This is a genomic window from Labilibaculum euxinicum (assembly GCF_963678175.1).
GTDB classification, from domain to species: Bacteria; Bacteroidota; Bacteroidia; order Bacteroidales; family Marinifilaceae; genus Labilibaculum; species Labilibaculum euxinus.
On record NZ_OY782756.1, the window covers coordinates 4,155,645 to 4,182,403 of the forward strand.

At 36.5% G+C, this 26,759-nt stretch carries 25 protein-coding genes; 12 read left to right on the top strand and 13 right to left on the bottom strand.

From position 1 onward, the window contains the following. Position 1 precedes the first annotated feature (1 nt). On the bottom strand, positions 2-691 hold the full coding sequence (locus ACY0M5_RS16695; RefSeq protein WP_461629925.1) for an HAD family hydrolase: 690 nt from the start codon (positions 689-691) through the stop codon (positions 2-4). A 177-nt stretch (positions 692-868) separates the two neighbouring features. On the opposite strand from ACY0M5_RS16695, the gene ACY0M5_RS16700 reads away from it, so the two are divergent. Beyond that, positions 869-1,246 carry a DUF7670 domain-containing protein gene (locus tag ACY0M5_RS16700; RefSeq protein WP_461629926.1) on the top strand — a complete coding sequence of 126 codons (378 nt, stop codon included), beginning with the start codon at positions 869-871 and terminating at the stop codon, positions 1,244-1,246. 15 nt (positions 1,247-1,261) lie between these two features. Here the strand turns inward: ACY0M5_RS16700 and ACY0M5_RS16705 are convergent, their stop codons facing one another. Together ACY0M5_RS16705 and ACY0M5_RS16710 are read right to left on the bottom strand one after the other, a co-directional pair. Next, complete coding sequence (locus ACY0M5_RS16705) at positions 1,262-2,200, bottom strand: metallophosphoesterase (protein WP_156196535.1); 939 nt, start codon at positions 2,198-2,200, stop codon at positions 1,262-1,264. A 97-nt stretch (positions 2,201-2,297) separates the two neighbouring features. Then, positions 2,298-3,770: an aminotransferase class V-fold PLP-dependent enzyme gene (locus ACY0M5_RS16710; protein WP_461629927.1), complete on the bottom strand. Its 1,473-nt coding sequence runs from the start codon at positions 3,768-3,770 to the stop codon at positions 2,298-2,300. 322 nt (positions 3,771-4,092) lie between these two features. Here ACY0M5_RS16710 and ACY0M5_RS16715 point away from each other — a divergent pair, with 322 nt between their 5' ends. The 5 genes from ACY0M5_RS16715 (at position 4,093) to ACY0M5_RS16735 (ending at position 10,450) form a co-directional block, all read left to right on the top strand. Further along, positions 4,093-5,994 (top strand): AMP-dependent synthetase/ligase, encoded by a 1,902-nt coding sequence (locus tag ACY0M5_RS16715; RefSeq protein WP_461629928.1) that lies wholly within the window; start codon positions 4,093-4,095, stop codon positions 5,992-5,994. Between the two features lie 96 nt (positions 5,995-6,090). Beyond that, positions 6,091-7,620, top strand: coding sequence for an alkaline phosphatase (locus tag ACY0M5_RS16720; RefSeq protein WP_461629929.1), 1,530 nt, complete (start codon positions 6,091-6,093; stop codon positions 7,618-7,620). 134 nt (positions 7,621-7,754) lie between these two features. Next, the gene (locus ACY0M5_RS16725; RefSeq protein WP_461629930.1) at positions 7,755-8,900 is read left to right on the top strand and encodes a YibE/F family protein; all 1,146 of its coding nucleotides are present in this window, start codon (positions 7,755-7,757) and stop codon (positions 8,898-8,900) included. Positions 8,901-9,064: 164 nt separating this feature from the next. Continuing rightward, complete coding sequence (locus ACY0M5_RS16730) at positions 9,065-10,201, top strand: hypothetical protein (protein WP_461629931.1); 1,137 nt, start codon at positions 9,065-9,067, stop codon at positions 10,199-10,201. Between the two features lie 3 nt (positions 10,202-10,204). Beyond that, a complete protein-coding gene (locus ACY0M5_RS16735; protein ID WP_461629932.1) occupies positions 10,205-10,450 on the top strand; it encodes a hypothetical protein in 246 nt (81 codons plus the stop codon). A 34-nt stretch (positions 10,451-10,484) separates the two neighbouring features. Here ACY0M5_RS16735 and ACY0M5_RS16740 read toward each other — a convergent pair whose 3' ends face one another. The 6 genes from ACY0M5_RS16740 to ACY0M5_RS16765 form a co-directional block, all read right to left on the bottom strand. Then, positions 10,485-10,844: a DUF1801 domain-containing protein gene (locus ACY0M5_RS16740; RefSeq protein ID WP_461629933.1), complete on the bottom strand. Its 360-nt coding sequence runs from the start codon at positions 10,842-10,844 to the stop codon at positions 10,485-10,487. Between the two features lie 27 nt (positions 10,845-10,871). Further along, positions 10,872-11,081: a hypothetical protein gene (locus tag ACY0M5_RS16745; RefSeq protein ID WP_461629934.1), complete on the bottom strand. Its 210-nt coding sequence runs from the start codon at positions 11,079-11,081 to the stop codon at positions 10,872-10,874. 83 nt (positions 11,082-11,164) lie between these two features. After that, complete coding sequence (locus tag ACY0M5_RS16750; RefSeq protein ID WP_461629935.1) at positions 11,165-12,118, bottom strand: CorA family divalent cation transporter; 954 nt, start codon at positions 12,116-12,118, stop codon at positions 11,165-11,167. A gap of 980 nt (positions 12,119-13,098) precedes the next feature. Next, the gene (locus ACY0M5_RS16755) at positions 13,099-13,749 is read right to left on the bottom strand and encodes an HD domain-containing protein (RefSeq protein ID WP_124992958.1); all 651 of its coding nucleotides are present in this window, start codon (positions 13,747-13,749) and stop codon (positions 13,099-13,101) included. Positions 13,750-13,774: 25 nt separating this feature from the next. Continuing rightward, a complete protein-coding gene (locus tag ACY0M5_RS16760; RefSeq protein WP_461629936.1) occupies positions 13,775-14,347 on the bottom strand; it encodes a cytochrome b/b6 domain-containing protein in 573 nt (190 codons plus the stop codon). 42 nt (positions 14,348-14,389) lie between these two features. Then, positions 14,390-14,941 carry an alpha/beta hydrolase gene (locus ACY0M5_RS16765; protein ID WP_124992960.1) on the bottom strand — a complete coding sequence of 184 codons (552 nt, stop codon included), beginning with the start codon at positions 14,939-14,941 and terminating at the stop codon, positions 14,390-14,392. A 272-nt stretch (positions 14,942-15,213) separates the two neighbouring features. Between ACY0M5_RS16765 and ACY0M5_RS16770 the strand changes: the two genes are divergently transcribed. Next, positions 15,214-15,942 (top strand): hypothetical protein, encoded by a 729-nt coding sequence (locus ACY0M5_RS16770; protein ID WP_461629937.1) that lies wholly within the window; start codon positions 15,214-15,216, stop codon positions 15,940-15,942. Between the two features lie 97 nt (positions 15,943-16,039). Here ACY0M5_RS16770 and ACY0M5_RS16775 read toward each other — a convergent pair whose 3' ends face one another. The 4 genes from ACY0M5_RS16775 to ACY0M5_RS16790 form a co-directional block, all read right to left on the bottom strand. Continuing rightward, positions 16,040-16,282 carry a hypothetical protein gene (locus tag ACY0M5_RS16775; RefSeq protein WP_461629938.1) on the bottom strand — a complete coding sequence of 81 codons (243 nt, stop codon included), beginning with the start codon at positions 16,280-16,282 and terminating at the stop codon, positions 16,040-16,042. Positions 16,283-16,442: 160 nt separating this feature from the next. Then, complete coding sequence (locus ACY0M5_RS16780; RefSeq protein ID WP_461629939.1) at positions 16,443-17,471, bottom strand: ATP-binding cassette domain-containing protein; 1,029 nt, start codon at positions 17,469-17,471, stop codon at positions 16,443-16,445. 167 nt (positions 17,472-17,638) lie between these two features. After that, positions 17,639-18,346 (bottom strand): GTP-binding protein, encoded by a 708-nt coding sequence (locus ACY0M5_RS16785; protein ID WP_124992964.1) that lies wholly within the window; start codon positions 18,344-18,346, stop codon positions 17,639-17,641. Between the two features lie 35 nt (positions 18,347-18,381). Further along, on the bottom strand, positions 18,382-19,668 hold the full coding sequence (locus ACY0M5_RS16790; RefSeq protein WP_461629940.1) for an ABC transporter substrate-binding protein: 1,287 nt from the start codon (positions 19,666-19,668) through the stop codon (positions 18,382-18,384). A gap of 270 nt (positions 19,669-19,938) precedes the next feature. Between ACY0M5_RS16790 and ACY0M5_RS16795 the strand changes: the two genes are divergently transcribed. The 5 genes from ACY0M5_RS16795 to ACY0M5_RS16815 all read left to right on the top strand — a co-directional run bounded on the left by ACY0M5_RS16795 (position 19,939) and on the right by ACY0M5_RS16815 (position 26,723). Next, entirely contained in the window at positions 19,939-22,227 is a 2,289-nt protein-coding gene (locus ACY0M5_RS16795) for a gliding motility-associated C-terminal domain-containing protein (protein WP_461629941.1), read from the top strand. A 79-nt stretch (positions 22,228-22,306) separates the two neighbouring features. Then, a complete protein-coding gene (locus ACY0M5_RS16800) occupies positions 22,307-23,233 on the top strand; it encodes an ABC transporter ATP-binding protein (RefSeq protein WP_461629942.1) in 927 nt (308 codons plus the stop codon). Positions 23,234-23,291: 58 nt separating this feature from the next. After that, positions 23,292-24,527 (top strand): ABC transporter permease, encoded by a 1,236-nt coding sequence (locus ACY0M5_RS16805; RefSeq protein WP_156196552.1) that lies wholly within the window; start codon positions 23,292-23,294, stop codon positions 24,525-24,527. A gap of 126 nt (positions 24,528-24,653) precedes the next feature. After that, a complete protein-coding gene (locus ACY0M5_RS16810) occupies positions 24,654-25,325 on the top strand; it encodes a Crp/Fnr family transcriptional regulator (protein WP_124992969.1) in 672 nt (223 codons plus the stop codon). A 198-nt stretch (positions 25,326-25,523) separates the two neighbouring features. Continuing rightward, complete coding sequence (locus ACY0M5_RS16815) at positions 25,524-26,723, top strand: FprA family A-type flavoprotein (RefSeq protein WP_461629943.1); 1,200 nt, start codon at positions 25,524-25,526, stop codon at positions 26,721-26,723. The last annotated feature ends 36 nt before the right edge of the window (positions 26,724-26,759 follow it).

A 26,759-nucleotide genomic window follows, 5' to 3' on the forward strand; every position in this document is an offset into this window, starting at 1 on the left:
CTTATACTAGCTGAAGTAATTCCCTGATGTTTTGAATTCCGGTTATTCCAACTGTTTTTATTTCTTCGTCGCTCACCAATTCGTGCTCCCAGGTTGTGTGAAATGGAACATGAACTGCTTTTCCACCCAAATTAAGTACCGGAAGAACATCAGATTTTAAGGAATTCCCAACCATTAAAAACTCACTTTCAGGAATATCAAGATGTTGAATCAACTTTTTATAGTCATCTTCCCTTTTATCACTCATCACCTCGATATGATGGAAATATTTTAGCAATCCTGATTTTTTCAATTTCCTTTCCTGATCGAGTAAATCGCCTTTGGTAGCAACAATCAACTTGTATTTTCCCTGCAGACTTTCCAGCACGTCAACAACACCATCAATTAATTCAATCGACTTGTTCATCTGCCGTTTTCCCAATTCAATAATTGACTGAATTTTTTCGGAACTAATATTTCCTTTGGTGATTTTCAAACTTGTTTCTATCATGGATAGAATAAAAGCCTTTGTTCCATATCCATACAGAGGAATATTGCCAATCTCCGTTGCAAATAATTCTTCGGTAACCTCCTCAAGGCTCATTCCATTTTTCATCAGATTACAAAACTCCATTTCAGATTCTCTGAAATAGGGTTCATTCACCCAAAGGGTATCGTCTGCATCAAATGCAATCACTTTTATTCCATTCATATTTATTTCTTTTGATAGAGCAAAGCTGCAAAAAGACTTTAAGAATACAAAAAATCTAAACTGCAAAAAACAGCCGCACATCACAATACATGCAAGCCACTCATTAGCAATTAAATTTGATTCTATTTTAGTATTTCCGTAATTTAAAAATACATATTATCAAAAAGCGCATAACCTATGGAAAAACGTACGTTATTTCAAGACCATCCATCGCAGTTCTATCTTATTGTAGCCAGAATTATCGGATTCCTGATTACAGGTATCTTCATGCTATTTATGGTGCCTGAATTTATTGCCTTATTAAGTAACGAAACAGCTGGCAATGAAGGATGGATATTACTCTTTTATCTACTTTCGATTGCCTACGGCTGTGGCTTTCTAATCTCTTTCTGGAAAGTTGGACTGGGTGGTTTACTGCTCGTAATCAGCAGCATTTTAATCACTCTTTACGCATTTATTAATTCCAATAGTTGGACGGTTTTACTCCTGTTTATTCCCCTTTCCTTCTCCGGAATTTTATTTCTGATTTACTGGAAGAAAAAACAAAACAAATAGAGAGCAATATCCTGTCTACTTCACCAAAGATTTCTTAACTTTTTTTACCGAAACAATATTCTTCTGACTCAATGGAAGTGTATTGTCCCAACGATAGGCAACAAAAACGCCGTCATTAGCAATGCAGCCATCCACGCAGCATAAATTACTACGAACAACACCTGCTTTATCTCCCAAACAATAATGTCCAAAAAATACCGGATATTCATCTTCGGAGTAAAGTGGAATATCAAAATAGAGTTGAGATGGAATGGTGTATTGGGGCAAGCGAAATCTGTTTCCAAATGAAATCTCATCAAAACTTTTCCCATTCATTGGCTCCCACCATTTAATCCGATAAGCTGAACGTTTAAAACCATAATCATCCTTCAGCACCAAATTATCAGGAAAAGCAAACTCTCTCCCTTTTAACAGAAGCATGGCAGCATCAAATACTTTGCCTCTTTCAAAATTTATTTTTCGTAAAAACTCCTTACTCAAACAATTTTCCGGGTTTTCCTTTTTCAGAAGCTCTATCGCTTCCTGATCCCAGCAAGCATGAACAACACGAAATCCGTCCAATTCTAAGTACAAAGGCAAAGACCGCAACCATTTCAGATAAGATTTTCGTTTCACCTTATCCAATTTAAACTCTTCGTAGGTCTTTTTAATTTGAGTTTTGTTTTTCAGATTATGCCCTCTTAAAAAAAGACCATCACTGTCTTTGGTATAAAAAGTAAGTACATTCAGTTCGTGATTTCCCACTATAGCATAGGCATTACCTGCAGTAACCATTTCACGGATAATTCTGAGTGTCTCAAAAATATGGGGCCCCCGATCCACATAATCTCCAACAAAAACAGCTTTTCTTTCAGGATGAAAATATCCTTCCTCCCCTTCAATATAACCCAGACTAAGCAACATATGCTGCAATGTTGCAGCCTCACCATGAACATCTCCTATAATATCGTACACGCTTATCTTTATTTTTTATTCAAATCAAAAATATAAAAAAATCCTGAAAAGAAATTCTCAGGATTAAAATCATATCTATAAAGAAGAGACAAATTTATTAGAATTTGAACAAATCATTAACAACAATATTTTTCTTGACTTCTTGATTTCCACTATAGAAAAACTCATTTGTTTTTCGATTGTAGGAATAATCCTTTTTCCAGTCTTCGAAATTCTCCACAATTTTCTCCAAACTATCAATAAAAAACAAAACCTCTTTATTTGTTGTTGTAGGATGCAGAGACCAACGTACCCATCCTGGTTTGTGAGTTAAATCGCCTGATGTAATTTCACTTGTGATCGCATCAGACTGCTCCTGACTTACCTCCAACAGATAATGACCATAGGTTCCTGCACAAGCGCAACCGCCGCGCACTTGAATTCCAAAACGGTCATTCAACAGTTTTACCAAAAGGTTGTAATGAATGTACTCTACATAAAAAGACAATATTCCCAAACGTGACTTGACATTTTCGGCAAGTACATGTACGTCTTTTACTGCTTTTAAACGGTCGAATGCCAAATTGAGAAGCTCTTCTTCTCTTGCAGCAATATTTTTAGTACCCATCTGATTTTTCACTTCAATTGCCAAAGCAATTCGAATTGACTGCAGAAATCCAGGCGTTCCGCCATCTTCACGGGCTTCAATACTATCAACATATTTGTATTTCCCCCATGGATTGGTCCAATCTACTGTTCCTCCGCCCGGATTATCGGGGACTTCGTTCTTGTATAGTTTTGAATCAAAAATCATTACTCCGGAAGAACCCGGACCGCCTAAAAATTTATGGGGTGAAAAGAAAATTCCATCCAATTTCTCCAATTCATCTTCAGGATGCATGTTAATATCGACGTAGGGTGCTGAAGCTGCAAAATCAATAAAACAAATCCCACCAAATTCGTGCATTATTTTAGCCATTTGATGAAAAGGAGTCGCAATACCGGTTACATTGGAGCAAGCAGTAAAGGATCCGATTTTCATTTTACGTTCCTTGTATTTCTCCAACTGATTTCTCAACTCGTTCAGATCAATAGTCAAATCATTTCCGGGAGGAATCACAACTACATCAACATTGGTTTCGTACCATGAAGTTTGATTGGAGTGATGCTCCATATGAGTAATAAACACAACTGGTTTTTCTCTTTCTTTCTGACAAGCGTGTCGTCCTAAAATTCCACAACCTTTCAAACCTAAAATCCTCTGCAGCTTATTAATAACCGCAGTCATTCCGAAACCGGCATGAATAATTACATCATCAGAATCTGCATTTACATGCTTTTTAATCAACTCTTGAGCCCGACGATACGATTGAGTCATTAAAGTGCCTGTTTCGTTCGTTTCAGTATGCGTGTTTGCTACATACGGACCAAATTCTTCCGCTATTTTCTTTTCTATAGGTGCATATAAGCGACCACTTGCAATCCAATCGCCGTAAATAATTCTTTGCTTTCCGAATGGGGAATAAAAACCGGCATCGTGACCAATCGTATTTTTACGAAACTTTTTAAAATATTTTTCCAGATTACTCATTTAGTTTAGGCTTATGTATGTTGTTGTTTGTGTCGTAATTTATTAATTATCCTTTCTTTAAAGACAACTAAAACCCACTTTTGGGTGAAAAAGATTCAGAAAAAACATTTATTAATTTCATTCAATAAAACGAGTGGGAAATTAGATATTCTTCACACGAAAATCAAGGAGTTTTTGCAGGTTTTTAGCTATTTACATATTAAAGTAGCTGCACTAAAATACATTCACAATTTTTTAATACATACAGCTTGTTTAAAACGGGCTAATCAGCTATTTTTGAAACTCGTTAAAAATCAAGAGCATTCTTACAATATAGAAGTAAATGAAAACTATCATACAACTCTTTGAGAACAGTGTTGATCTGTTTGGTGAAAATCCTTTTTTGTGGGAGAAAACCAATTCAGACTATCAATCTGTTAGTTACCAATCACTATACGACGAGGTGCAGCTGTTTGCCGCCGGCTTGTTTTCTTTAGGGATTCAAAAAGCAGATCGAATCGGGCTTCTTTCCGAAGGGAGAAATGCATGGGTGCTTTCCGAACTTGGAATTTTATTTGCCGGTGCGGTAAATGTTCCTTTATCTGTAAAGTTAGATGCTCAAAACGAACTTAAATTTCGCCTAAATCATTCGGAATCCCGTATTGTGGTTGTTTCAAACAATCATCTCGAAAAAATCAGATCAATTAAAGACCAATTGGAAAATATTGAAACCATAATTGTTCTTGATAAGAATATTGAGCTTCAGGAGAAGGAAATTTCACTTTCTCAACTACTGAAAATGGGTGAAGAGTTATCTGAAAATGATAAATCCAAACTTAAAGAGATTCAAAAAAACATTGCGGATGATGATGATGCAAACATCTCCTACACTTCCGGAACCACTGCCGATCCGAAAGGAATAATTCTTACACACAACAACTACGCGAGTAATGTGTACCAGGCATCGAATTTGATGGAAATTCCTGCCAGCTTTAAAACCTTGTTAATACTCCCTTGGGATCATTCATTTGCACACACGGCGGGAATTTACAGCTTCATGCTAAAAGGTGCTTCGATTGCTGCTGTTCAGCAAGGTAAATCGCCTATGGAGGCCTTAAAGAATATCCCCAATAATATCAAAGAAATTAAGCCCGACATTATTTTAAGTGTTCCTGCTCTGGCTAAAAATTTTAAAAAGAATATCGAAAAAGGAATTAAAGCCAAAGGCCCTAAGGCCGAGAAACTTTTTAATAAGGCTCTTGAAGTAGCCTACAAATACAATGATGCCGGCTGGAATAAAGGAAAAGGAACACGTATGTTTCTAAAACCATTATACATGTTCTATGACAAAATACTTTTTTCGAAAGTGAGAGAAAATTTTGGCGGCAACTTAAAATTCTTTGTTGGCGGAGGTGCTCTGTTAGACATTGAACTGCAACGCTTCTTTTACGCAATTGGAATTCCAATGTATCAAGGTTATGGATTATCTGAAGCTTCGCCGATTATTTCTTCCAATGCCCACCACAATCATAAATTAGGATCATCGGGATTCATTGTTCCCAATATGGATTTAAAAATCTGCGACGACAATGGGAATACTGTTCCTATTGGCGAAAAAGGCGAAATTGTGATCAAAGGCGGTAATGTAATGAAAGGCTACTGGAAAAACGATAAAGCCTCTGCTGAAACTCTTCGTGACGGCTGGTTGCATACCGGCGATATGGGCTATGTAGATCAGGATGGTTTTCTTTATGTACTGGGTCGCTTCAAATCTCTTTTGATTGCCAATGATGGTGAAAAATTTAGCCCCGAAGGAATTGAAGAAGCATTTGTGGATCAATCACCATTACTTGATCAGTGTTTGCTTTATAACAACCAAAATCCTTATACCATTGCACTGGTGGTTCCCAATAAAGGAGCTGTTCTGGCTCGATTAAAACCACTCCATCTTACTTTAGAATCGGAGGAAGGACAAACAGCAGCTTTGGAATTAATACAAAATGAACTAAATGAGTATCGTCCGGGAGGAAAGCACGAAGACATGTTTCCTCACAGATGGCTGCCAACAGCAATTGGAATTTTACCCGAAGCTTTTACCGAAGAAAATAAGTTGCTAAACTCTACCATGAAAGTGGTTCGCAGCAAAGTCATTGACTTTTTTAAAGAACAAATTGATTTTCTTTATACGCCGGAAGGAAAAGACTTATTTAATTCCAGAAACAAAGAAAATCTCAGGGATTTTTAAAAACAACACGACTATAAATTAATATCAAATTAACTATTTAAACTCATTACGAATAATATTTAATTAGTAGATTTGGTAAAATTTAAACAAAATAAAATGTTACAAACCAAGATCAACTTGAAACAAATTTTTGCCATTGCATTGCTGCTGATTTCCTTTAACAGCATTGCTCAACCCAGCAAAAGAGATTCTTACAAAAGTAAAGCGCCCAAGTATATTTTCTATTTTATAGGCGATGGTATGGGCTTATCGCAAACCAATGCGGCAGAAGCCTATTTGGGATCTTTGGAAAACGGCAACGGCATTAAAAAATTACAGTTGAGTACTCTTCCTAATCAAGGATTTTATACCACCTACGCACTCAACCGATTCATTACAGGTTCTGCAGCAGCAGGTACTGCACTGGCTACCGGACATAAAACTACAATTAACACCATTTCGATGGATGCACAAAGATTGCAGCCTTTAAAAACCATTGCTGAAATGGCAAAAGAAAAAGGCTATAAAGTAGGTATTGTATCATCGGTTTCCATCGATCATGCTACGCCTGCCACCTTCTATGCTCATCAGCCTACCCGAAACATGTATTATAAAATCAGCCTTGATTTAAGTAAAAGTGATTTCAACTATTTTGCCGGCGGTGGATTTAAACACCCCGAAGGTGACGGTAAAACAGACGAGAAAAATTCCCTGTCGAATTTTGGGATGGGAGCAACTGAAGATATTGAAAATAAAGAACCTAACTCTATAAAAGTTGCTGAATCGAGAGGATATACTTTTGTAAATACGGTTCATGATTTTAAAAAGCTAAAAAAAGGAGATGATAAAATTATTGCTGTCGCCCCCAAATTAGCCGCAGGCTCTGCTCTTCCCTATTCAATAGATCAGAAAAACGGAGCAGATATTTCGTTGGCCGATTTTACCGAAAAAGGCATTCAGCTTTTAGATAACAGCAATGGCTTTTTCATGATGGTTGAAGGAGGAAAAATTGACTGGGCAAGTCATGCCAACGATGCTGCTTCGGTAATAAAAGAAGTATTACAATTTGATAAAGCTGTGGCAACAGCTATGGAATTCTACAATAAACATCCTGAAGAAACATTAATTCTTGTTTGCGGCGATCACGAAACAGGAGGTTTGGCATTGGGATTTGCCGGCAGTCATTACGACTCGTCTTTTAATTTACTTCAATACCAAAACTTATCTTACGAGGCTTTTTCAGATAAATTAGCTTTGTACAAACAAGAACATGCAGATAACTACAGCGTTGCTGATGGTCTGGACATGGTAAAAGAACATTTTGGTCTGGGTGATGCATCAAAAGGCCTTCAATTATCACCATTTGAAATGCAGCAATTGAAAGATGCCTTTGATAAAAGTATGACTTATGCTGATGAAATGACAAAGAATGATCAGTTCTATCTGCTATACGGAAGTTACGATCCATTTACCGTGACTGCTTGCCATATTCTATCGCACAAAGCAGGTATCGGCTGGACATCTTATTCGCACACGGCTTCACCAATACCTATTCGCTCAATTGGTACCGGAGCAAGTTTATTTACTGGTTTTTTTGACAATACCGACATTCCTAAAAACCTGATGAAACTGATTGAAAACAAATAAAATCTGAAATATATATGAAACGCCCTGCAGCTTAGCAGGGCGTTTTTTTATCAAGCCTAAAAGTCCTTGGTTATTTCACCTTTCAACCTTTCAAGACTCCTCAAGACTTTCAACTTTTCAATACCTTTACAACTATGTTCAAATTCCAGCTTCCTCAAAAATCAGATCTTATATTGGTTGGTTTACTTCTCATTTTAAGTACCGTTATACTATATCTTCCCACTGGATTTTCTGAAAATAATTATGAAAATTCAGAACGTGTAAAAGCCTTGGTTTTAGCAACAGATAATTCTCTTGTTGTGGAAACCGGAATTCTAAAAACAGGATCGCAAACAGTTCAGATAAAAATATTAAACGGGAAATTCAAAGGAAAAGAACTGACTGCCTTCAATCAGTTGATTGGAAGAATGGAATTCGATAAATATTTTTTCCCCGGTGATAAAACACTCACGGTTCTTAATTTTAATCAGGATAAATCTGAAATAATCAGCGCCAATGTAATCGATCACTACAGAATTAATCTGGAAGCTTTCTTACTTGGATTATTTGTTCTTTTTCTGGTTTCCTTTGCAGGATGGACCGGTGTAAAGGCAATGCTTTCGTTTCTTTTTGCCGGAATCACTATTTGGAAATTACTATTGCCCGGATTACTTAAAGGTTATGCCCCAATCCCTCTCTCGCTGGGTATCGTTGCTTTGCTTACCTCTGTAATCATCTTTTTGGTAGCCGGAACCAATAGAAAAGGGCTTGTGGCCTTTTTCGGTGCCATGAGTGGTATCGCTGTCACCTGCATCATGGCCATACTTTTTGGAAAACTATTCAATATTCATGGTGCCATTAAACCATTTTCCGAAACCTTGCTCTATTCGGGCTATTCATACCTAAACTTAACAGAAATTTTTCTGGCCGGGATTTTCATCTCTTCATCAGGAGCCGTAATGGATATTTCTATGGACATTGCTGCTTCGCAGGCTGAGGTGTACCAACAAAACAACAGTATTACAGCCAAACAGTTGCGAAAATCAGGTTTCTCGGTAGGAAAAGCCGTTGTAGGAACAATGACAACAACTCTGCTTCTTGCCTATTCAGGCGGATTTTCAGCTTTATTAATGGTATTTATTGCACAAGGAACCCCAATGATCAATATCCTGAACCTAAATTACGTTTCAGGTGAAATACTGCACACATTGGTCGGTAGTTTTGGATTGGTGCTTGTTGCTCCTTTTACCGCAATTATTGGTGCTTGGGTATTTACACGAAAACAAAGAACGACCCCTTAGCTTTTAAAAACCCGGCCTGATCTTAAGCATAAACATTCTAAATTTAATTTCCCTTTAATTTCACGAGCAGGTATTAGTCATTAATCCTTACTTTTAGCCTTCCACAAATTTATTCGGGAAAGGAGTATCATTAATGATGCTGAATTCGCCTAAACATATTTTTTATGAGTATCCAAATCCTAGAAGTTCAAAATCAAAATCAACGCAAAGCATTCGTTAACTTTCCGTTTAAATTGTATAAGAATAATGAATTTTGGGTACCTCCTTTTAAAGCAGGCGAACTGGAACTATTACTGCCCGAAAAGAATCCAGCTTTTGATTTTTGCAAGGCTAAATTTTGGCTGGCTTATGAAAATGGAAAAATCGCAGGCCGAATTGGTGCCATTGTAAACCACTTGTGTATCGAAAAACAAGGTGAGAAAATTGGACGAATTACCCGAATGGAATTTGTTGACAGCCATGAAGTCTCAGAAAAACTTTTTGCAGTGGCTGAAGAATGGCTAAAAAGTGAAGGCATGATTGGCGTGAGCGGACCGCTGGGGTTTTCAAACTTAGATCATGCCGGTTTGTTGATTGAAGGCCATGAATGGCTTCCTTCCATGGCTTCCGATTATCATTTTGCCTACTATCAAAACCATTTTGAAAGATTGGCCTATGAGAAGGAAATTGACTGGTTGGAATTCAGAATCAATCTGCCCGAAGAAACACCGGAAAAAGCAAGCCGGGTTGCCGAACTAATCAAAAAAAGATATGGTTTGCAAACCATAAACTTCACAACAAAAAAAGAGCTGGAACCCTACAAAGAAAAAATATTTAAGGTTTTTAACGATGCCTTCTCCGATTTGTTTGGCTCTATTAAACTCCCCGAAAAGTTAATCCGTTTCTACATTTCAAAATACTTTCCCATTCTGAATCCGCGATACGTTAAAATCATTTTAAACAAAGAAGATAAATTGGTTGGATTCATTATCGCTTTGCCTTCCTTATCGAAAGCCCTGCAAAAAGCCAAGGGCAAATTATTACCATTCGGATGGTGGCATCTGAAAAAGGCACTCGAACACCCTACCGAAATGGATTTGATGCTGACTGGTGTAGATCACGACTGCCAAAAACTGGGATTCGTATCCATATTGATGAATGAATTGCTAAAAACATCAAATAGTGACGGACTAAAATTTGCAGAAACAACCGGAATGCTTGAAAACAATCATGTGGCTATTCAACTTTGGAAATCATTCGATCACATTCAGCACAAACGCAAACGCTGCTACCGCAAAATGTTTTCTTATAAAAAACAATAAATTATGAATAATTTATCCGTACTAAACAAGCAATCTACCAGCCAAGAAGTTTTGGATGAGCTTGTAAAATTATTTACTCCTTATGCCCGAAATCTTTTGGGCTCAGGAGCCGATTTTAGTTATATGAACATGTATGCCGATAATTTCCGCGATCAGTTACTAAATCAGACCAGCCTTTCAGAATATGACATCTATACGATTTTAAACGAAGCTTGTGATATTAGCTGGAGAAATCAAGTGAATCAGTAAAAAAACAAAACTGTGAGCTTCGCTTGCCAATTTACTAATCGTTTATTTTTGATTGTTTAACAAAAAAATCAAGCTTCTTTGTTTTCACCTCATCAAGGTATTTGATTTTTACATGGCGGCGATATTTACCATTTCCTTCCAGCAGCTTTTCAGGATCCTGAAATAAGAATCCATTACCAAACTCAAAAGAAACATGATTCTTATATACGAACACACCTCCAAAATCGTCGTCAAGAGAAAACAGGATGCCACCATACATCATTCGTTCCTTAACATCCGGAAAATTCTCAAAAACAATCTTACGCAACTCAAGTAAAATCTGATGTTTTATAGGATCACTTGCTCCTGTTTTGTCTATAAATTCCTGAACTCCTTTATCTACTGACTTTTCCATTTGTGCATTGTTATTTTCATTTACTTCTTACTGCTCAGAACCTGATGCAAGCTGTTTTTTATCCTTCCTAAAAATACTGACAAGCAGGATACTTATTCCTATACCACTTAAAAAACCCGAAAGAAAATCAGTAATTTCTTCGTCGATAATAACAATCTTGCCTTGGAAATAAAAATGATAAGTTACTCCTGCCACAAGGCAGAGAAATGCGATTGTAATTTTGATTTTATTTGTCATGATTAAGTTTGTTGGAATAAGGTTAATTTGTCTTATAAGCTATAATCTACTTGCTTATATTCTTACGTATAATTGGTTGGATCTTAAAACCATTTCTTTTTTTTAAAATAGACTAATGGAATAATAAAACTCAGAATTAAACCCAGAACAGTAAATGGATATCCGAAATCCCATTCCAACTCCGGCATGTATTTAAAATTCATTCCATATACACCTGCAATTAAAGTAGGCAGTGATATGCATACAGTAATGATGGTAAGAATTTTAAAAATCTTATTTTGTTCCAATTCTATCTTCGAATTTATATTCCCATGCAAATCATCCAATCTATTAAAATTGTATTGCAAATAATCTGCTATTACTCTAAGATCACTTAATTCTTCACTAATTTTAATGGATGTGTGGTTCTTATTTTTATAGCTCTTTTTTAAAAGAAGAAGAATCCTTTGGAACTCGGAAAGGGATTCCCGAATAAGAAGATTATTGAACCTTAATTCGGCAATGTAATCCAAGTCATTTTCCTTGAATTGTTTCGATTTGAGCGTATTTTGGAAAAGGTCTCTGATTTTTTTTGAAATCAGCTCGACAATATCAGCATAGTAATCGGAGATTACCCCTATTTGAAAAATAAAAAGTTGATGATAGGTGTCAACTTTTGTGTTCTCAAAATTATAAATAGATTGTGTTAATTGATTCAAGCTATCTTCTATATCGGGTGAAAGAAATGTAAATACAATTTCGTTTTTAATCAGAATGGAAATGTCTTTTTCCTCAAAAAAATCACTGGAAGAATAGCTTGGAATCGTAAAGTTTAAAGACAACTGGTCAGGAGAATCGATATAATGGGAACTTATTTCGATATCCTCTTTTTTACTGAAAGAAGTTAAATCGAGATCAAACTTTTCAGAAATCAGTTCCAAATCTGAATTCCTAAAATCAATAAACCGGATACTGAATATATTGTCTGGTAAATAATCAATTTCATCAATCGATTTATATTTCTGTATCTCATTATTCTTATAATAGATCTCAATCATATTCTCATATTTATAGTACAACTAACAGTAATTTGTCTAAAACTCTAAATCTATTGCAATCAAGTTATACTTTTTTTTTGAGTCTGATTGTCTTGCTGAAATTTATTGGGCTCCCGATGCCTAAGGCAGAATATAGAGCAACAACAACACCCATTCCCGTTTCACAAACCCAAATCTAGCAAATTATAATCAATAGTTCGACGCTGTTCATAAAGTTTAGAACAGCAACAAGGTATTGAATGGAAAATTGAAGGGATCACTCTTCTTGATTCAAGCGTAAATAGATTCATGCAAGTAATTCTTCTTCGGAACTGCGCTTATTAGGACGAACGCGAGTAACTCTTCTTCGGAATTGTGCATTTCAACCAATGCAAGTGATTCCTCTTCGGAATTGAGCAACTAAAGGACAATTTGGCAGATTTCTGATTGGATTTGAACGCGTTGCTGCAAAATTGAACGATTTCTGATATGAAAAGATCTATTTCACGGCAAATGTGGGTGTTTCTGATGTGAAATGGGCAATTTGAAGGCAAATGTGGTCTATTTCTCATCGGCGACATTCAATTCGGCACCAAATCGGCTGTTAACTGATAAGAGAAGGCCTAATTGAATGCAATTTTGACCGCTTTTTGGCCGGAATTGCAAATATGAGTTCATTTTTGGCCTTTTCTGTCCAGTAAAGGCATTGAGAAGTGAGAAAATCAATCGTTCCCATTGAGATGGCGTGTAATACAGCACAAAAACCGACTTTGCATGTGAGTCAGGACTGAAATAAGAGGCACTGTCTATTATTTTGATGAGTTACGCCATACAATGCAACAGCGACTGTTTGACTTTTCAACTTTCTAAACACCCCTCTCCCTGTCGGGATCTCCCCTCAAGATGGGAGAACCAGTAAATTGGCTTATTCTTGACTGTTGGACTTTCCAGACAACGTAAGGGATAAAAACCACTGACGGGCTTGCCTTTCTCCTTGGAACTTACTTCCCTTCCCACTCCTGATAAAACTGATTAAGATACTCCTGCATAAAAGCATGGCGTTTTTCGGCCATCGCTTTACCTGCATTTGTGTTCATTCTATCTTTTAACAAAAGTAATTTTTCGTAAAAGTGATTGATGGTTGGAGCATCACTATTCTTATATTCCTCTTTGCTCATATTTAGGTTGGGAGAAATGCCTGGGTTGTATATTTCGCGGTTTTTGTGTCCGCCATAGTTAAAGGTTCGGGCAATGCCTATGGCGCCAATGGCATCCATTCGGTCGGCATCCTGCACCACATCCAACTCCAGAGATTTGAATTTTTGTGCTTCCTTGCCCCCTTTAAACGAGATGTTGTTAATGATGTTCTCTACATGAAGAATGGTTTGCTCATCCACCGAAAGGGAAGAAAGAAATTCTCTGGCTAAACGCGGGCCAATTTCCTCATCTCCCCCATTAAATTTCGAATCAGCAATGTCGTGAAGCAAAGCACCCAGCTCTACCACAAACAAATCTACCTTTTCTGTCTTAGCCAACTCTTTTGCCGATTTCCAAACCCGATAGATGTGCCACCAATCGTGCCCGCCTTCAGCATCGGCAAGTGTTTGTTTTACAAATTCAACGGTTCTGCCTATAATGTGTTCCTTATTCATCTTTGTCAATTTTACCAATACGGTTCTAACCTTTCAATCCTCCTATTATTCTCGAAACGGTTCCTTTTTTACTCGTAACTTCCTCAATTAAAACCCCAGCCAAATGAATTGCGATAAAAGGAATCAAGTAATAATTAGAAAGTACATGTATTCCTTCCATTGATTTTTTCAAACTTTTCGGTCCCCATTCTATAAAAACCCCGGTAACTAATGAAATCAAGACACATACATAAAAAATGATGTACGTCCATTTTTGAATTTTCTCTTTTACTGATAAATTTTTATCCTGTGGATTTTGAATTTTCATTTGTCCAAAAAATGGAATCGTGAAACGAACCGCAAATAACCCAACCAATACATAACCAATGTACAAATGCCAATTCCACATTGGCTGTCGTATTTGTTTTGCTAAACGAATGAGCTGGTCATGCGATAAAGACAGATCAATACTCACCAAATAATTTTGTATAATATCTGCCACATTATTTTTATTCAACCAAGTTGATCTCAAAAATATAGTGGCTAACAACAGCAAAAAAGAAACTGCTATTGCCCAATGAATAATTCGGTAAATTTTAGAATATTCTTTATTTTCCATGGTATTTTTTTATGATATTCGTATTACAGCCCTACTGTTTAATCAATTTATTAACTGGTTTTGGGCTTCAACTTGTTCTTCAATTATCTTTCGACAAAGATTTTTCGCAAATTCCTCATCCTGATACAATTCATGTTCCTGATCCGGAATCAAATTAAGATCCAACTCCAAATCCCGAAACCACTCCACGTCAGGCTTGTATCGATCGTTGGCTCCGAAATAAAGGACACACTTACAGTCCGGCTTTTCCTTTTCATATCTCAACCGAGTTGATGAGATGGCATAAAGGGTGGAGATATTAAGACTTTTCAACCCGGCTTTCCAGGCAATTACCCCTCCTACACTAAAGGCAAGAACAATAATGGTCTCTTTCTCCTGCAGACCAAGTTTGTACACTCCACGATCAATTCCTCCGTTTACAAACCGGGCATGAATCAGTCCTTCCGAATTATCCGACAAATCAAGATCAACCAACATACGGGAATCGAAGTATTCTATTTCGAAGTGTGGATTCAATATCTTTTGATAAGAATGCATCCATACCGCCTCTTCAAATCCCCACAAATCCGATAATATGATAAGCCGTTTCTTCATGTTGAAGTTAATTTTACAAAGGCTGAAAGATAGGGAAAAATGTATTGTGGAAGAATAAGAAAAAGTTAAAAATAATGCTCGTTTTGATGATGTATTTGCAGAACAAAACACCTCAGCCCTCAACCCTTTTTCTAAAAGTGAAGGAGAGTTTTTAATTTGCGATGATTTGGAGATGCTTTCTCTTCTCATTCATAAGAAAGACAGGTTGAGGTATCCCGAAGATGTGATTTTCAATAAAAATTCCTCAACTTTGCTTTTCTTAAACCAGCCTTATGCTCGATAAAAAACTGCAAATTTCAAACAAGCCAGCACTTGATCAATTGTTTCTAAAAGAACAAATTGAGGCTTTACGGAAAGAATTGGAATTCATCGAGCAAAAAACAATTGCTTTTGAAACCCTGCTGCGCACCAGTTTGGCTGATGAATTAATTGAGGAGCAAGAATTGAGGATTATTTACAAAAAATTAAAACAAGCCAAAAAGGAAAAAAGGCTGGAACAAAAAAAGCGCGGTAAGAATTACAAAGAACCGATCGGAATTAAACCTATCAGCACGGCTGCAGTAAACAAGACTTCAAACAAGGAGGAACAAAAGGAAATTAAGCGCCTGTATCGGGAAGCTATGCTTCATGTTCATCCCGATAAATTTTCGATGAACGAAGAGAAAATTGATCTCGCAACGGAAATAACCAGCCAGCTAATCGATATTTACAAAGCTGGCAACCTGCATGAACTTCAACAATACCATGCGCATATTTTTAGTGGCAATGCTCTCAATCAGGAAATTAAAGTTCTTCCTAAGGGAACAAAAATAATCGCTCAGAATTCTTATCTGAAAAAAGAAAAAGAGCACTTGGAAGACTTGTTGTTTGCCGCCAAAAACAGACACACCTACAAAGTACTGACTGAATATCCTGATCCGCTCCTTTTTGTTGAAGAATTAAGGGTTTATTATGCCGATAAAATTATCAAATTGCGAAAACGCACCAGAAAGGCTGTCTGAAAATGAAAAATCCCAACAGAACAATTGCCCTATTGGGATTTTCCTTCCAATCTTATTCCATATAGACACGCCATGGCATGTCCCTGCAGTTAAAAAACTAATAGCCGATACCTGCCGCCATAATGTTGTTTGGATCGAAAGCATGGCAAGGTGTTACACCGTGTACCATATCACATTTCGGACAATGTCCTTCGAATTCTTCCATTGTGAAGGTTTCTTTACAGCCATGACATTCAATATCCAAAGGCATTGGCATTAATTGCTGAGCAAAACCCATCATTCTTACTTTATCAACTACTTGTTGACCGTTCTCGAAACTTCCTGCGCATCCGTCATGCATAATTTTATCCTCCTGTTTTTACAGATATGAGATTGGAGAAACGAATTCCCCAGTTTCAATATCCTATTTTATATTTTGATTCTTATTTCAAGAATTATCAGTAAACGAAATGAATATTGTAAATCATCTCAAATCTCATCTCTAACTTCTCAAATCTCTTTTAAAATCCTATGTCTTCCTTTTTAATGATTTCGCCGTTACGAAGTCGGGTTCTCATGTTTTGAACAACCGAATCCATACGCTCTAAATCAACTAATAAATTTCTTTCATCATCGCTGGTCTCAACCACTTTGTGAATTCCACCATTCTTTATCACGATTCGCTTGTCGCCCATTAAAGCCAACATCGGATCGTGAGTTGCCATCAGTACAATCTTTTCTTCGCCAATCAGCAAATCGAGGGCTTTTTTGCGGTCGATACCGGCATTCTCAATTTCATCAATCAAAATAATCGGCGACTTACTCAAAATAGCAGTATCAGCAATCATTAATGCTCTGGATTGTCCGCCACTCAAACTTGTAATAGGAGTGGTTAACTCAAACTTTTCTCCGGCAAGCTTATTTGCTTCTTCAATTATCTTGGCAATAACACCTTCAACATCCTCAACCAATCTACTTTGTGCATGTAATTCTAAAAACTCATAAACAGATAAATCCATTACAAAGTTCATATTCTGCGAAAGCTGTGCAACCAATTTATGTCCTGAACTTACCCGCCATTTTTTGTCTCCCATTTCTTCATTCACCAAAATGGTTCGTGAAGTCGGAGTATCATTTTGAGCCACCCATTCAATATCAGCAAGCAATCTACTTTTACCCGATCCAGTTGGTCCAACAATACAAACAATCTCGCTTTTGCTGATCTTTAATTCTCCAAACTGCTCTGCTTCACCAGATTTATTGGTTCCGGGAAGAATGGTAATGCTATGAACTCCGTCATCTACATCTTCACCCAAAAACTCCAACATTTGAGAAATATAAATAGTCATCGAATTCAAAAGCTGATCTCTATCAATGGCTCTGTTTTCCGCCTCTTCCTCATCATCTAAAAACTTCAGATAATCGATTAACTTTTCGTTGATCTGTCCATTAACCTGCAATGTATTTTCTTCGAAAAACCCCGGGAGAAATGGATATTGCTCGAATAAATCGGCAATTGTTTTTTGTTGTATATCTTGAACTGTGATCATGTTTCTGCTTTTGTAATTGTTATATCGCTTTCAACAAGCCTTTTCCCTTAAAAAAGGAGCAAGTCCTTATTTTGCTTTCGCATCTTCGAATCGATATCTTCCCTTTCAGAGGAAGTGCCGACAGGCGAAGGGGTGGACTCAACTTGGCGCTTTCAGCTATTACTACTTTACTTTTCGCCCTTCTTGTCGCTCATATCTATCTTTCTCACATTACCCATTTGGTAACTTTCTCCAATTCTGGTTTCGCCCAAACAGTATGAACAAAGTGCTGATGGCATTGAGAATCGTAATTTTTCACCCACCAAAGTCTTTATTTCAACTTTCTCATCGTAAAGCAAAGTGCTTAATTCATAAGCTCCCTGACCCGTTAATCCATTTATGTGCATAATGCTTGCTCCAGGATTCACCTGATTTACTCTCGATGCAAACACTTCTCTTTCAGCCTGTGATACAATATCACCTTTTGTAATAATCACAATATCGGAACTCTTTAACATCGGACCAATTTTCTTTGGGGTGTTAATTCCACTTAAGTTATCGATAACACAAACAGCCGTAATACTTTTTACATAGGGCGAACAACGGTTACACAATCCGGCACTTTCCGTGATCAGTAAATCGAGTCCTTCCTTAATTCCCCATTGGGTTACCTCTTCAATATTACTTACAAAATAATGATCCGGACAAAGTGAACCTGACAATCCCTTTTTCACCTTCACGCCAGCCTTTTCGTACAAAATATCATCATCTGTATATAGACAGTCAAATTTTACCACACCAACTTCTAATCCTCTCTTCTTTAACGAATCAATGGTCTTTAAAATCACCGCTGTTTTTCCTGATGAAGGAGGTCCTGAAACTGTAACTAAGTTCATATCTGATTATTTTAAAATCTGCAATTTTAGTAATACTACTTCTGAGGCATATAATTCAACGGTCCCAAATTAGCAAACGATTCATCCTGAATGGACTTATTAAAAATGCGCTCACATTTCTTTATTAAAGTCCCAATATCGTTACTGTTAATGTAATCCCAACCCAACCACATAAATTTATTCTCTGCAGGTAATCGGTTATCCACTTCAGGATTAATACTTGGAAACAAACCTTGATGTGAAAGAATCTCTCCTACCGCTTTCGAGGCAAAGAAATCAATAACAGGTTGCGTTTTCTCCAATTTATCTTTCTTGGTCAACATGAAAATAGGACTGATAATTGCACCATCTTCCGGCCAAACAGCTACCATTGGACCACCCACTTTCACCATTTTGGTAAAGAAGTAAGGCATGATTGTAATAGCTGGTCGTACGTTCTTTTTGGTATGAGACTTCACCATTTGTGCAGGATGCATACTCTCCAATAAACAAGCTCCCAAGCCTCTTACTCCTTCTTCGCCGTATGCCTTGTAAATGTGCAGCAACATCGAATTGAATAAATCAAAATCGCTGATTGGCAAACTTACACTGCGCTTAAATTCCGGCTTAAAAATATCAGCCCATGTTCGTGGAATCGGACGATCTCCTAATTCGGCGGTGTTTACCAAAAAAACTGCAGGTACAACACCAATCATTGAATAATGTCCTTCCGGATCTTGCAAACAAATCTCATCATTGTCAAAATCCTTGTTCAAACGCTTAAAACCAGTACTGTCTTTAAAAACACCCTGCTTCTTAAATTTCCCCATCAATTTATCATCGAAGAATAAATCAAAACCTGCTGAAATAAAAATATCTGCTAAATTATCTGTGTTCTCCTGATTGATTACATCATCGATTAACCAATCCAATCCCATCGAAGCAGCTTTCAAGTCATAAATAATCTCATTTTCATGATTCTTTTCATATTCATCAATAAAAGCATCAATACCTTCAACCAAAGGAATACGAACCGGACAAGGCAACAACCCTTGCACATGAATAGAATCTGATTTTTGTACTTTGCTATTTTGATTCAAATCACCATCCACCGAATTTCTATTTCCATCAATTCCTTCTATTAATAAGGTAGAAAAAGTATCCACATTTAATTTTTTCATCTTCAAAGCCAATTCCAAAGAAAGAGATTTACCAAAGACCGCTCTCTTCGCCTCATCCTCCAATTGCTTGAATCCATTTGAAACAAAAATTTTAATTGTTTCAGGGTACTTAGTACAAATATCAAGCAAACTATCCGTGGTCTTAAAATATTGATTCTTCATTTCGAAACAGAATTTAAATGATTTCTTGATACAAATGTATAACCGATCCATTCAGAAAACTGTAACCGATGTTACACATCTAAAAAATAGATGCCGAAAAACTGAACAAAAAATGACATCTAAACGTAAAATACGTGACGAAACGATTTGTAAAAATGACTAACGACTTATTTTTACTGACTAAAATTAGCCTCTTGACTATTTTAGACTATATTTACATCAGTCAAAATTGATTCTTTTAAGTTCTAATTCCATAAAAAAAAGAAGATGATGAGCAGATACAAAGCCAAACTAACGCATCTATCCATAAAAACCAGTTTCGTTTTACTATTATTGTGCTCAGCTGTTTCCGGGTTTTCTCAAAACGATACAGTTCGTATCAATTCCGATTATCAGATCATGTATTGCTCTGCAACCAATGGTACTGTGCTGCCGATGCAGGAAATACAACTTCTTTTAAAAGGACCAAAAAATAAAAAATGGTTTGTAAGCTTTTCTGTTAACAACAGTCCTGCCATGATTCTTAATGGTAATGAAGGCATCGATTTTTCAGAGTACAACATGTCTCTCTTTTTTAAGAACACTTCGGGGCACATAAAAAACTATACCATCGAATTAAAGGAAGCTTGGCTTGAAGATTTGTCTCCAGTTTTTATTCCTGAAGAATCTAAATCAGCAACCATTCAAGTTATGCCATTGGCAACTCCTGAAATTGAGGATTATCACCCAAAAGTAAAAATCAATACTTCGCAAAAATATGCCGCTAAAATTGGGAAAAACTCAAGCTATTCTGTTTGGGTACCCGAGGGCGCTGCAATACTAAAAAATGAAAGTAAAATTGAGGATCATAAACAAGAAATTGAATTAAATATTAAGTGGCCGGATCACGAAGCATCAAATTATTTTAAATTGATAGAAACAGATGCATTTGGCTGTAACAGCGATACAATTTTTGCAGGCCTTGAAGTAGTAAAAAGCTTTCAGGTTACTTTCGGTGATAACAACAATCTATGCGAAGGTCAAAGCCTCGTACTCACACCAATTATTGATTTACCTTCTGATTATTCCTATCTGTGGAGCACCGGTGAAAACACAAAAGAAATTAGCGTTGATAAAAAAGGAACCTATAACCTTACTGTTACTGATTTAAATGACAATCAAGTTGTAAAATCCAAAATAGAAGTTTCAACGCAAAAATCACCTGTTGTAAACATTGAAGATCATGTGGTAATAGATGATGAAAATCCTATTCTTGATATTTTCGAAAAAGGATCCACTTATTTATGGTCAGATGGCTCGACAGATTCAGAACTTAACATTTCGGAATCAGGCAAATATTCTGTTACAGTTACATCCGGAAATGGTTGTTCTTCTACAAAATCATTTTCGGCTAAAATGAAATCAGAACTTTTTGAAATAAATCTGCCGGAAGAGATTCAGTTATGCGGCAATCAAAAAATGAATTTGGAACCAAGTTTATCAATTGATCAGAAGTATAGATATCTTTGGAAAAATGGCTCATCAAATCCTTCAATTGATATCGATAAAGCCGGAGACTATTGGGTGAAAATTACCGATCCGGATGGTTTTCAGCAAACAGCAAACACAAAAGTGATCTATCATCCAAACCCAATAATAGATTTGGGTACAGATATTACTTTGTGGGATGGAGAAAGTGCTGTTTTAGATGCCGGCAATGAGGGCTCTGAATTTATTTGGAATACAGGCGAAAACACTCAATGCATAAATGTAAATAGTGGTGGTGTTTTTGTTGTTGAAGTAAAAGATCATAACGGTTGTTTAAATAAGGACACTTTATACATACACCACAGAAAAGGTGAGAAATTCGGTGTGTTTTTGGGTGAAGATCATTCAATTTGTTCGGGCGATTCAATATTAATCAATCCTGTAATTGAAGGAAGTCCGGTTTATCCATTGCAATACAATTGGCTCGGACTCGCAAACAAAACCCCTGAAATCTATTTAAAAGAAAATGGTCATTATTGTCTGGAAGTAACAGACGCTAACGGCAATACGGAATCGGATTGTTTGGAAATAAATTTATTGCCTACTCCGAAAATTGATTTAGGACAGGATCTGAAGAGTTATGCAGATAAAAAAATTGTTTTGGATGCAGGTACTCCAAACTGCTTTTACAAATGGGTAACCGGAGATATTACCCGAAAAATTACCGTTCAAACCGAAGGAAAATACTGGGTGGAAGTTACCACCGACTCAAATTGTACTGCCAGCGATACAATAGATGTAGGCTTTCTCGAGAACTATCCATATGTTGGTTTACCAAAAGCATTCTCACCGAATGGAGACGGTCACAACGATAAACTATTTGTCAGAGGTGAGGATGTGAAAGAAGTAACTCTGATAATTTACAACCGATTGGGACAAAAACTTTTCGAAACCACAAATATCAATAGCGGATGGGATGGATTTTTCAAAGGACAGATGCAGGATATTGATGTTTATGTTTATGTTCTGGAAGTGACTTTTTTGGATGGCAAAACAGTCATGAAAAAAGGAAATGTAGCCTTACTCCGCTAACCAACAGCAAAATCGCCTTCTGTTTGTCATATAAGTTGTGTAAATTTAGAGTTGTCACAAACTAAAAACAACTCTACCCATGCTTATTGCTAAAAACCTAAGTAAATCCTTCAAAGAAGTTAATGCATTAAACAATATTTCTCTTGCTGTTCAGGAAGGTGAATTATACGGTCTGCTCGGGCCAAACGGAGCCGGAAAAACAACAACAATCAGCATTTTAAGTTCTCTGCTAAAGCCTGATAGCGGAGAAATCCTTTATCAGGGAAAATCACTTTACCAGAACCTGACTAAATCTAAAAAAATGATTGGTGTTGTTCCTCAGGAAATAGCTCTTTACGAAGATTTAACAGCCTTAGAGAATTTGAAATTCTGGGGAACTTTATATGGCATAAAAGGCAAAGAACTGCAATCAAAAACTGAGGAATTATTAGATTTTATGGGCTTATCAGATCGGAAAAACCACAAAATAAAAACCTATTCGGGTGGAATGAAAAGAAGAATTAATATTGCAGCAGCTCTTCTTCACGATCCAAAGATCGTTTTTATGGATGAACCAACGGTCGGGATTGATCCGCAAAGCAGAAATCTTATTTTTGAAGTCATTCAAGAACTCCATTCCCGTGGTCTCACAATGATTTACACTACACATTATATGGAAGAAGCCGAACGTCTATGCGACAGAATCGGCATTATTGATGAAGGGAAAATTATTGCTGAAGGTAGTCTCGAAGAGCTTAAAAAATCATCTAAAATCAATGAGGAAATTCATGTAAGGTTTATAAATGTTCAAAAAACTGACCTCTCAAATATCAATAATCATTTTAATGGCCAACTTCTAATTCATGAGAATCAGATGGTACTGTCAACTTCACAGGCCAATACCGATTTGCCCATTCTAATTCAAATGTGTACAAATGCAAATCTGCACTTGGAAAATCTTCAGGTAAAAAGTTTAAGTCTGGAGAGTATCTTCCTTGAATTAACAGGAAAATCCTTACGCGATTAAATAGTGCATATTCATTACCAATTTAATGATCTTCCATTCGATTTAAACTGAAAAAATCATGTTCACAATAGCATTTAAAGGCATTCGACAATATTTTAAAGACCGTACAGCAGTTTTGCTATCACTATTACTGCCAATCGTATTAATTACACTTTTTGCATTGATGTATGGAGGAATAGGGAAAAAAGAAAAATCACGTCCAATTTCTCTTCTTTTTACTGATCAGGACAATACTGAACTTTCAAAAGAAGTATTTAATACTTTGAACGATAAGGATGGAATGCAGCTATTTCCCAAAAGCTACGAGGAAGCTTCCGATCTAATCAAAAAAGGTAAAAACACTGCAGTATTGGTTCTGTATAAAGGATTTCAGGATTCTGTGGAAGCAGGAAACAAAGCCCAAATGGAATTATTTTACGATGAAGCCAAGGAAATTGAAATGGGTTTACTTCAACAGGCATTGTGGTCTAATTTATTTGGTATCACAATGAAAAAAGGAATCAAAGGAAAAGTCAACACCTGGATCAAAGAAAAAAATCCAGATCTGGCAGATGCAGAACTTCTGGATATTCAGGCACAGGTTGAAGAGCAGTTTACTGATTTCGATAATTCGGATGATTCAAAAGAAATGGAAGAAAAGTCGAACCTGCCAATGACTGCAATTGTTAGTGAAGATAAAAATGGTAATCTGGGATTGGTGCAGGCCATTGCAGGCACAGCAATTATGATGTTGCTTTTTAGCGTATCGGGAAGTGGTGCTTCCTTACTAAAAGAAAAAGAAGACGGAACCTTTCGCCGGTTATTGGTATCTCCTATTTCTCCATCCAGTATCCTTTACGGCAAAATGCTGTCGACACTTTTTATGGCCGTATTACAACTAACAGTTATGTTCTTGTATTCATGGCTTGCCTTAGGATTGGACATATTTATTAATCTGCCAGCCTTACTCCTTATGATTTTATCGGCAGCAATTGCCTGTACCAGTTTTGGAATTTTCATGGCTACTATCTGCAAAAGCAGAAAGCAGGTGGAAAGCTTATCGACCTTAATAATACTGGTTATATCAGCACTGGGAGGAAGTATGATGCCACTTGTTTTCATGCCAGAAATCATGCACAAACTAGCTGTTGTTTCTGTAAACTATTGGGCAATAGAAGGCTTTTTCGATGTTTTCTGGAGACAACTTCCTTTATCAGAAATCTATCCAAAAATGTTAGTCTTGCTGGGTATTGGTATCGTTCTCACCTCTATTTCAGTTATTAGTTTTAAACGAAATCTTCTGAAATTAGTATAGAAACTCTGCTAAAATCAGTATTTAATGAATACAGTGCATGGAATTTAAGACCAATTCATCCCTTATTCTTTGCAAACTGCAAAGAAAGACCTAATATTGAGAGTAATTTAAAACCTCATAAAAAAAATGCTATTTCAACAACTATCACAATCTCCCGTTTTCAGAGGAATTTCTCCTGACGAGATGGAAAATTTGCTGATCGACTCACAGTATCAGATTAAGAAATTTTCGAAAGGTGACATGCTTGCCTTTCGGGAAGATAAATGCGAAAATCTGATGATTGTTTTAAAAGGCAGTGTGAAAGGCGAAATGCTCGATCCATCAGGAAAAAGCATTAAGATTGAGGATATTATGGCTCCCTATCCTATTGCATCCGCATTTTTATTCGGACAGAGAAATCAGTTCCCGGTAAACGTAACAGCAAATGAAGAAGTGGAAGTTTTCTACCTGTCCAAAAACTCAGTAATTGAAATGTTTCAAAAAAATAAGGTATTTCTGACCAATTACTTAAATTCTATATCGAATAGAAGTCAGTTTTTAGCCAACAAACTGATGTTTTTAAATTTTAAAACGATAAAAGGAAAGTTAGCAAACTACCTTTTAAAACTGGCTGCCCCCGATAAAACTGAAATTACTTTACCAAAATCTCAAGCAGAAATGGCTCAGTTTTTTGGCGTTACACGTCCTTCTTTTGCCAGAAGTTTAAAAGAAATGGAACAGGAAGGCTTAATTGAAACCAACAGAAGAGAAATAAAAATCCTAAATAAGCAACAACTCATCAGACTTTTACAGCAATAGGTAAGAAAATTAAAAGAAGATGTTGTAGAAGCATTTCGAAAATAAAAATATTCTTAATTTTGTGGGCTGTAAACAAAGTGTTCCGATTTCTTGTTATAAATCAGAACACATAAGATCTCAAACTCCTTTTGTCGCGACAGTAGTTGCTTCAATGAGATAGAAAGGTCTGAATATGCAAAATCGACAAAATCATAAAGAATGCACAATAGAAACAACATTACTGACAAAATTTTCTGGGTAGGAACAAACGACCGAAGAACTCACCTATTTGAGAACTACTGGCCGTTGCCAAAAGGGGTAGCTTACAACTCGTATGTTATTGTTGATGAAAAAACAGCCATTGTAGATACTGTTGAAAAAGGTACTATGGATGAATATTTGGACAACATTACTGAGGTATTGGATGGTCGAAAAGCAGATTATTTAATCATTAACCATATGGAACCTGATCATTCAGGCTCTATCCGTTCTTTGGTTGAACGTTATCCTGAAATGAAAATAGTAGGAAACAAAAAGACATTTCCGATGTTGGAGCGTTTCTATGGAATCAAAGAAAATATTTTTGAAGTTCAGGAAGGTGATCAAATTGACTTGGGAGAACACAAATTAAACTTCTATATGGTTCCGATGCTGCATTGGCCGGAGACCATGGTTACTTTTGAAACCACACAAGGAATTTTATTTTCAGGAGATGCTTTTGGTGCTTTCGGAACTTTGGATGGTGGTATTTTCGATGATGAATTGGATTTGGATTATTTGGATGAAGAAATCAGCCGTTACTATTCCAATATTGTTGGAAAGTATGGTCGTCCAACTCAAAATGCATTGAAGAAATTAGATGGATTGAAAATCAAAATGATTTGTGCAACCCACGGACCAATTTGGAGAAGTCATGTAGCTGATATTATTGCCAAATACGACAAGTGGAGTCAGTATAAAACCGATGAAGGTTGCGTTATTGTATATTCTTCGATGTACGGAAATACAGAGAAAATGGCTGATAATATTGCCCGCCAATTGGTTAAAAAAGGAATTAAGAAAGTTCGTATTCACGATTCTTCAAAAACACATCCATCTTATATCATCAACGATATTTTTAAATACCGTGGTGTAATTTTAGGTTCTTGTGCTTATAATGGTGATGTTTTCCCAACCATGGAAACCCTGATTAATGAATTGGAGCACATGGCTATTAAAGATCACGTTTTAGGCGTATTCGGTTCCAAATCCTGGGGCGGTGGCGGCTTAAAACGCCTGAACAAATTTGCCGAAGAAATTAAGTGGGAAACTATTGAAGCAACACCTGAAGCTCTTTGCGCTCCTAACAGCGAAGATTTCGATTTGTGCGAAGCTTTGGCTGAAGGAATGGCAAGCCGTTTAAAAGAACTTTACAAATAGAAAATTAGTACTCGATATAATGAATTCCTCCGCATT

Excerpts from the sequence above, each read along its gene's own strand:
- ACY0M5_RS16695 (WP_461629925.1), bottom strand. The coding sequence starts at position 691 with ATGAATGGAATAAAAGTGATTGCATTTGATGCAGACGATACCCTTTGG.
- ACY0M5_RS16700 (WP_461629926.1), top strand. The coding sequence starts at position 869 with ATGGAAAAACGTACGTTATTTCAAGACCATCCATCGCAGTTCTATCTT.
- ACY0M5_RS16710 (WP_461629927.1), bottom strand. The coding sequence starts at position 3,770 with ATGAGTAATCTGGAAAAATATTTTAAAAAGTTTCGTAAAAATACGATT.
- ACY0M5_RS16715 (WP_461629928.1), top strand. The coding sequence starts at position 4,093 with ATGAAAACTATCATACAACTCTTTGAGAACAGTGTTGATCTGTTTGGT.
- ACY0M5_RS16720 (WP_461629929.1), top strand. The coding sequence starts at position 6,091 with ATGTTACAAACCAAGATCAACTTGAAACAAATTTTTGCCATTGCATTG.
- ACY0M5_RS16725 (WP_461629930.1), top strand. The coding sequence starts at position 7,755 with ATGTTCAAATTCCAGCTTCCTCAAAAATCAGATCTTATATTGGTTGGT.
- ACY0M5_RS16730 (WP_461629931.1), top strand. The coding sequence starts at position 9,065 with ATGAGTATCCAAATCCTAGAAGTTCAAAATCAAAATCAACGCAAAGCA.
- ACY0M5_RS16735 (WP_461629932.1), top strand. The coding sequence starts at position 10,205 with ATGAATAATTTATCCGTACTAAACAAGCAATCTACCAGCCAAGAAGTT.
- ACY0M5_RS16740 (WP_461629933.1), bottom strand. The coding sequence starts at position 10,844 with ATGGAAAAGTCAGTAGATAAAGGAGTTCAGGAATTTATAGACAAAACA.
- ACY0M5_RS16745 (WP_461629934.1), bottom strand. The coding sequence starts at position 11,081 with ATGACAAATAAAATCAAAATTACAATCGCATTTCTCTGCCTTGTGGCA.
- ACY0M5_RS16750 (WP_461629935.1), bottom strand. The coding sequence starts at position 12,118 with ATGATTGAGATCTATTATAAGAATAATGAGATACAGAAATATAAATCG.
- ACY0M5_RS16755 (WP_124992958.1), bottom strand. The coding sequence starts at position 13,749 with ATGAATAAGGAACACATTATAGGCAGAACCGTTGAATTTGTAAAACAA.
- ACY0M5_RS16760 (WP_461629936.1), bottom strand. The coding sequence starts at position 14,347 with ATGGAAAATAAAGAATATTCTAAAATTTACCGAATTATTCATTGGGCA.
- ACY0M5_RS16765 (WP_124992960.1), bottom strand. The coding sequence starts at position 14,941 with ATGAAGAAACGGCTTATCATATTATCGGATTTGTGGGGATTTGAAGAG.
- ACY0M5_RS16770 (WP_461629937.1), top strand. The coding sequence starts at position 15,214 with ATGCTCGATAAAAAACTGCAAATTTCAAACAAGCCAGCACTTGATCAA.
- ACY0M5_RS16775 (WP_461629938.1), bottom strand. The coding sequence starts at position 16,282 with ATGCATGACGGATGCGCAGGAAGTTTCGAGAACGGTCAACAAGTAGTT.
- ACY0M5_RS16780 (WP_461629939.1), bottom strand. The coding sequence starts at position 17,471 with ATGATCACAGTTCAAGATATACAACAAAAAACAATTGCCGATTTATTC.
- ACY0M5_RS16785 (WP_124992964.1), bottom strand. The coding sequence starts at position 18,346 with ATGAACTTAGTTACAGTTTCAGGACCTCCTTCATCAGGAAAAACAGCG.
- ACY0M5_RS16790 (WP_461629940.1), bottom strand. The coding sequence starts at position 19,668 with ATGAAGAATCAATATTTTAAGACCACGGATAGTTTGCTTGATATTTGT.
- ACY0M5_RS16795 (WP_461629941.1), top strand. The coding sequence starts at position 19,939 with ATGAGCAGATACAAAGCCAAACTAACGCATCTATCCATAAAAACCAGT.
- ACY0M5_RS16800 (WP_461629942.1), top strand. The coding sequence starts at position 22,307 with ATGCTTATTGCTAAAAACCTAAGTAAATCCTTCAAAGAAGTTAATGCA.
- ACY0M5_RS16805 (WP_156196552.1), top strand. The coding sequence starts at position 23,292 with ATGTTCACAATAGCATTTAAAGGCATTCGACAATATTTTAAAGACCGT.
- ACY0M5_RS16810 (WP_124992969.1), top strand. The coding sequence starts at position 24,654 with ATGCTATTTCAACAACTATCACAATCTCCCGTTTTCAGAGGAATTTCT.
- ACY0M5_RS16815 (WP_461629943.1), top strand. The coding sequence starts at position 25,524 with ATGCACAATAGAAACAACATTACTGACAAAATTTTCTGGGTAGGAACA.